Source organism: Acidobacteriota bacterium, assembly GCA_039028635.1.
Lineage (GTDB): Bacteria > Acidobacteriota > Thermoanaerobaculia > Multivoradales > JBCCEF01 > JBCCEF01.
In genome coordinates this window covers 92578-99063 of the sequence record JBCCHV010000017.1, presented here as the reverse complement: position 1 = coordinate 99063, position 6486 = coordinate 92578, and the positions used below count along the sequence as shown (strand labels likewise).

The 6486-nt window shown below is 69.2% G+C and carries 5 protein-coding genes; 4 read left to right on the top strand and 1 reads right to left on the bottom strand.

The window, feature by feature from the left end:
- The first annotated feature begins 262 nt into the window (after positions 1–262).
- From AAF604_09530 to AAF604_09515, 4 genes are read left to right on the top strand one after another with little or no spacing between them, the layout of a single operon-like run.
- Positions 263–1291: a UbiA family prenyltransferase gene (locus AAF604_09530; GenBank protein ID MEM7049891.1), complete on the top strand. Its 1029-nt coding sequence runs from the start codon at positions 263–265 to the stop codon at positions 1289–1291.
- A 19-nt stretch (positions 1292–1310) separates the two neighbouring features.
- The gene (asnB, locus tag AAF604_09525; protein MEM7049890.1) at positions 1311–3050 is read left to right on the top strand and encodes an asparagine synthase (glutamine-hydrolyzing); all 1740 of its coding nucleotides are present in this window, start codon (positions 1311–1313) and stop codon (positions 3048–3050) included.
- Positions 3047–4378: a hypothetical protein gene (locus AAF604_09520; GenBank protein MEM7049889.1), complete on the top strand. Its 1332-nt coding sequence runs from the start codon at positions 3047–3049 to the stop codon at positions 4376–4378. The genes asnB and AAF604_09520 overlap by 4 nt, the downstream gene beginning before the upstream one ends.
- On the top strand, positions 4375–5208 hold the full coding sequence (locus AAF604_09515; GenBank protein ID MEM7049888.1) for an ABC transporter permease: 834 nt from the start codon (positions 4375–4377) through the stop codon (positions 5206–5208). The genes AAF604_09520 and AAF604_09515 overlap by 4 nt, the downstream gene beginning before the upstream one ends.
- Here AAF604_09515 and AAF604_09510 read toward each other — a convergent pair.
- On the bottom strand, positions 5137–6429 hold the full coding sequence (locus AAF604_09510) for a glycosyltransferase family 4 protein (GenBank protein MEM7049887.1): 1293 nt from the start codon (positions 6427–6429) through the stop codon (positions 5137–5139). The two genes, AAF604_09515 and AAF604_09510, sit on opposite strands and share 72 nt — an antisense overlap.
- Positions 6430–6486 lie beyond the last annotated feature (57 nt).

The window sequence follows — 6486 nt, the reverse complement described above, 5'->3', positions numbered from 1 at the left end:
GGGGCGCGCAGCCCCTCTCCGGCCCAAGAAGCGCGGTTCTTGGGCCTCCTCTCCCGTCGCGGCGGCTGAGCCGCCGCCGAGCCCTTCTGGGCTCGGTCGCAGGTTGCCGATGAGTTTTTCAGCAGCCTGCAAAAGAACTGCTCGATCGTCCGTTCGGGATGTGATGCTGGGGCGCCGATCCTTGCAGGCAATGCGAAAACCGCCTCGGTCGGGTACGGAGATGTTTCGCCGTTGGTGAGGGCCGGATAGGATCCGCGGCATCGTGATCAGCGCCGAAGAGACCGACCCGCTGCGCCGCGAGAGGGCCGTGCCCGCGGCGCGATCCCTGGTGGCGCTGCTGCGCCTCGGGGACTGGTGGCCTCACCTGGTGCCGGTGATTCTGGCCTGCCTTTACGCTTGCCTGGTGCTCGGTGCCGAGGCGGTGACGCTGGCACGGCGACTCCCCTGGTTTCTGGTGGCGCTGGTCGCGCTGGCCAGTTTCGGCTACCTGCTCAACGATCTGGCCGATGCCGAGCAGGATCGGCGCGTCGGGCGCCGCCGGGCGGCATTCCTGCGCCCCGCCCAGCACCGGGCACTGGTGGTGCTTTCGCTGTTGGTTGGGCTGCTCGGCTGGACGTTGCTCGCGGCGCCGCCGGCGGCGTCGCTGTTGTTGGCGCTGCAGCTCGCCCTGTTGGTCGCCTACAGCGTTCCGCCGCTTCGCCTCAAGGAGCGCGGTCTCCTCGGCGTGATCGCCGACGCCCTCTACGGACACGTCCTGCCGGTCGCCATCACCCTGCTGGTCTTCGCACCCGCACCGGGCGTCGCTCCGGTGGCCCTGGCGGTGGTCCTGTGGTCTCTCGCCAAAGGGCTGAGAAATATCCTTTTGCACCAGATCGAAGACCGTAAGCGAGACCGTCGGGCAGCGGTCCGCACGCTGTTGTCGCGTCGTCCTCCACTGGCCGTTCTGTCGGCGATCAACCGCGGGCTACTGCCCCTCGAGATTGTCGCCCTGTCGGTTCTTCTGGTGGTGCTGGCGCCGGCTTGGTGGGGGTTCGTGGCGTTTCTGGTCTTCACCTTCCTCAAGTTCTCGGCTTGGAAGCTCTGGTCCTTGCCGAAGCGTTACCGTCGGCTCAAGTTCCTCTGGTTCCTGAACGATTTTTACGAGGAGTGGATCGGCCCGATCTTGATTCTCATCCTGGCGGCTACGGATGGTCGTTGGCTGCTGCTGCTGCCGCTCCACCTGCTGCTCTTTCCGCGGCTACTGCGCCGCATGGGCCAGGACTTGCCGACCATCGGACGCAACCTGCAGTGAGTCGCGAGAGGGCCTGATCATGTGCGGCATCATTGGCGAGATCGCGCTGGCCGGAGCCATCGACGCGGTGGCCTTCGATCGACGGCGCGATCTGCTGAGCCACCGCGGGCCGGACGATGCCGGCACCTGGCTGTCGCCGACGGCGGCGGTCGCCCTGGGGAACCGGCGCCTCGCCCTGTGCGATCCCTCGCCCGCCGGCCGGCAGCCGATGGCGAGCCAGGACGGGGCGCTGCAGGTCACTTTCAACGGCGAGATCTACAACTTTCGTGAGCTGCGGCGGCAGCTCGAGGCTCTCGGCCATCGCTTTCGCTCGGCCTGCGACACGGAGGTGCTGGTGCACGGCTGGGAGGCCTGGGGTGAAGGCCTGCTCGCCAAGCTCGAGGGCATGTTCGCCTTCGGCCTGTGGGACGCGCGGCGAGGGCGGCTGGTGCTGGCCCGCGACCGCTTCGGGATCAAGCCGCTCTACTACTACCGGGACGACCGCCGCTTCGCCTTCGCCTCCGAGGCGCGGGCGCTGGTGGCGCATCCGGAGATTGCTGCCGAGCCCGACGCCGGGGCCCTTTGCGACTTCTTGGTCTACCGTTTCGTGCCCAGCCCAAAGTGCATTTGGCGCTCCCTGGCGAAGCTGCCTCCGGCCCACGCCCTGACCTTCGAGCCCGCCGGCGGATCTCTGCGCCTGTGGTGCCACTGGCAGCCCCCTTCGCGGTCGATGGAGGCTGCGGCCACCAGCGTCGAGGTCGGAGAATTGCTGGCCGATGCGGTTGCTTCCCACGGCACCGCCGATGTCGCCGTCGGGTCGCTGCTGAGCGGCGGGATGGACTCGGCCGCGATGGTTGCGAGCGCCGCCAGCCGGGGCATCTCCTTGCCGACCTTCTCGTTGGGTTTTTCCGACTGGCCAGCCAGCGAGCACGGCGCCGCGGCGGCCGTCGCCGCGGGCCTCGGACTGTCCCATCGCCAGTGGCTTCTCGGTCCCGAGAGCCTGGCCCTGGTGGAGCGCATGGCGACTGTTTTCGACGAGCCGTTGGCGGACATCTCGACCATCCCGACCTTCGCGGTCTGTGCCCTGGCGGGTGGCCACGTCAAGGGCGTGCTCTCCGGAGAGGGGTCCGACGAGCTTTTCGGAGGTTATGACTGGCACCATCGTCTCGCCGCCCGAGAGTCGCCGCCAGATCTGGTGTCCTTCTACGGCGAGGCCATGGCGATGGGATCCTTCGCCGGCGATGAGCTCGCGACATTGATTCATCCACGCCACCGCGAGGCGATTCCGGCGGACCCCCACTGGTTCTACCGCGCCTGTGCCGAGGCGGTGGCGGACCGACCTCTCCTCGAACGGCTGCGCTGGCTCGACCTGCGCTCTTTCATGGGGGAGCTGGTTCTCACCAAGGTCGACCGGGCGAGCATGGCGGCCTCCCTCGAAGCCCGGGTGCCGTTTCTCGATCAGCGGTTCTTCGACGCCGTGTTCCGCTTGCCGGCCGAGAAGCTCTGGCGCCGGGGAGAGCAGAAGCCGCTGCTGGCGGAGCTGTTGCGCCGCCTGCTGCCGGCGCGGCCGCCGGCGCGGCCGAAGCAGGGCTTCGTCGGTCCGGACCGCTACTACCGGGTCGGCGGACGCTGGCTCGACCTGCTGCGGCGATCGGCCCTGGTACGCGACCGCTGGTTCTCTGCCGGCGGCCTCGCGACGCTCCTCGAGCGGGGTGGACCATGGCGTCTCTGGAAGCTACTGGTCCTCGAGCTCTGGTACCGCCGCTGGGTGGCGCCATGAGGGCGCGCGAACGCTTCGTGCTGGCGGTGTGCGGCGAGTCGGCATATCTCGACCAGCTCGATCGGGCCTTGGAACATCTGGCTCGCTTCGCCGACCGGGAGGTGGTGGTGGTGACCGATGCCGGTCGCAACCAGCGGCCGATCCGCCACCACCGGGTCGTCGAGGTGGCGACGCCGGAGGCCCTCGACCACCGCCGCGCCGCCATCTGGCTCAAGACCTCGCTGCCGAAGCACCTCGATCCGACCTACCGCTACTGCTATCTCGACGCCGACGTGCTGGCGGTGAAACCTGGCGTCGAGCAGGTCTTTCTCTACGACTTCGCGCCGGCCGTCTTCGTCTCCGATCACTGCCGCCTGGACTACTTCAGTCCCTGTGCCGTCGACTGCGGCTGTTGGAACGCCGAGAAGGAGGCGCGGGCGCGCCAGCTCGACGCGCTGATCCAGTCCTTCGAGGCGGTGGAACCGGAGTTGCGCCCGCTGCGCCGGCAGGTGGAGGAGGCCCTTGAGCGCCACGAGCGCCGCTACCTTGAGCCGCCGCCGGAGATCGCCTGGCGGCGCGATCAGCTGCGCGACTATCTCGGCCGCTTCGAGGGTCGGCCGATCGCCCTCGCCTGGGGCATGATCACGCGCGTGCTGCGCCGCATCGGCCTGCAGCAGACCTGGGAGCTGTGGCGTCGGCGGGATCCCAACCTGGTCATCGACGCTCACCTCGGCCCGGTGACCGAGCGGATTCGCCGTCAGCTCGACGTCCACTGGCAGGAGTCCGAGCGTCACTGGCTGGACCGCCAGGGCCGCGTCGTGTTGCGGGATGTGCCTTGGCACGTCGCCGCCAGCAGCGAGTTCCGCCACGACGGCGCGCGGGAACGCTGGCTCGATGGCGGCGGCGAAGAGGTCTTTCACCGCCGCTGCGATCATCTGCGCCGCGCCATCGCCGAGCGCTTCGGGATCACCATCGCCGACGGCGACTGGCGGCACTGGAATGGCGGCGTCTTCCTGTTCGGGCCCGAGGCGGACCCTTTTTTCGAACGCTGGCACCGCATGACCTGCGAGATCTTCGACGACTCCCACTGGCTCGACCGTGACCAGGGAACCCTGGTGGCGGCGGCCTGGTCTCTCGGCCTCGAGGGGCAGAGCACCCTGCCCATCGAGTTCAACTTTCTGGCCGACTACCAGCGGCCGGATCTCGAGTTCGACCCCCGGCGAGGATTCTCCCTCGGCGGACGGGAAGACTGGGTTGAGCCCTTCCTGGTGCACGTCTACCACCACTGGGGGGACCGCGACTGGCCGGTCTGGCGCTGGCTCGATGAGCGCCTCGAGGGGGTTTCGTGAAGCGGGTCTACGACGGCCGCTCGAGCCACCGCCAGCTCTGGCGAGGCATGTTGCGCGATCTGCGGCGGGCGCCGCCGATGGCTCGCCTGTGGTTGCGGCGGGGCTTTGCCGCCGATCTGCGACCATCGCTCCTCGGTGGTCTGCTGCTCTTCCTACCGCCCCTCGGCCTGGTGCTCTGGGCGCTGCTGGCGCAGCGCGGTGAGCTGCTTCAGCCCGGTCCCCTCGCCATGGCCTTCCCGGTTTTCGTGCTGGTCGGGGTGGTTCTGTGGCAGACCTTTCTGGAAGCGCTCAATGTCCAGATCGAGACCCTCGGTCGGGAGCTCCCGACCCTCGCCAAGCTCGATCTACCGCCGGAGGCCTTCATCTTGGCGGGCCTCGGCCGGGTGCTGGTCCATCTGGCAGTCAAGATGCTGCTGGTGGTGGCGGCCCTGGCCTGGCTCGGCGTTCGCCCCGGCTGGGGACTACTGGCGGCACCCTTGGCGCTGGCGGCGCTCCTCGCTCTCGGCACCGCGTTGGGTCTGCTGCTGGCGCCCTTCGCCGCTCTCTACCGCGATGTCTCGCGCACGCTGCAGGCGGTCACACTGCTCTGGCTCTTCCTGACGCCGGTCTTCTACCAGGCGCCGGGGCAAGGCCCGCTGGCCGTGCTGATGCGCCTCAATCCGGTGAGTCCACTGCTCTCCCTGACGCGCGATCTGCTGGTGCTCGGTCGGCCGACGGCTTGGTCCTGGGAGCTGAACGCGGCGATTGGCCTGGTTGTTCTACTCCTTCCCGTCGGCTGGTTCCTCTATCGCCTCGCCCTGCCGATAGTGATCGAGCGCACCGGTGCCTGACAGCAGGGCGTGCAGCCGGCGATGGAAGAGCGGTTCGCAGACCCGAACGTCGAAGCCCCGACGAATCGTCTCGGCGGCAGCCTCCGCCAGCCGGTGGCGGCGATCGGGATCGCTTTGGAGGAGGGTGAGGGCGGCGGCGAGGGCCCGCGGATCCCGCGCCGGCACCAGCAGGCCGTCGTGGTCGTGGGTCACCAGCTCGGCAATCGAGCCTTCGCGGGTCGCCACCACCGGCAGGGCGGTGGCCATCGCCTCCATCAGGCTGGTCGGGATGCCGTCCTTGTCGCCGCTGGTAGTGGCGGCATAGGGGGCGACGAAGACATCGGCCTCGGTCAGCTCTCGGTAGACGCCGGTCGTCGGCTGAGCACCGAGGAAGTCCACCTGCTGCACGATGCCGAGGTGCTCCGCCTGGCGCTGTAGCTCGGCGGCGTGGTCCGGGGCACCGCCGTCGCGGCCCCCGACCAGGCGCAGCCGCCAAGGGAAGGGCAGCTGCGCGACCGCCTCCAGTAGTGTTGGCAGGCCCTTCTTGGGCTCGAGTCGGCACACCGACAGCAGCCGGAGAGGCCGAGACCCGGAGGGTGGTCGGCGCGGCACCGGGGAGAAACGCCGGCCATCGACGGCGTTGGGTTTGACCAGCAGACGCCCCGCGTCGATCTCCGGGGCCAGGGCTTGCAGCTCGTCGCGAACTCGCTGCGAGGTGGCGACCACCAAGGAAGCCTCGGCGAGCTGGAGGCGGACGGCTTTGAGGGCGTAATCGTCGAGCTGGTGGTCGGCGTAGCAGGTCATGCCTCGGGGCAGGTCGAGGAGGCGGGCGGCCACGAAGCAGGCCAGGCTGCCCTCGTAGAAGAAATAGCTGTGCAGGTAGTGAGCGCCGAGGTCTTCCGCCAGGCGGGCGAACAACAGGCCGCGGCCGAAGTCGCAATGGTTTTGAACTTGGTCCGGCTCGAGGCCGCTGGCGCTGGCGAGGTCGACGATCACCTCGGCGAGGCGGTCGGGATCGCGCCGGCGCCAGTTCTCGAGCTCCCGGCGCGCCACCGCAGGGGCCGAGGCCAGCCAGACCTTGGCCTGATCGAGGCCGCGGAAGGCGTCGTCGAGCTCCCAGCCGGCGCCCCTGCCGGAGTAGGCCATGTGGAGATCGAAACCGGCAGCGGCCAGGGAGCTCATTTCCTGGTACACGAAGGTTTGGGAATGAACCGGGAAGTTCCAGCCCGCGATGGTCAGCACTCGGGGTCCCGATCGGCGGGCGCGGCGCAGCCGCCATCGGCTGAGGCGGTGGCCGAA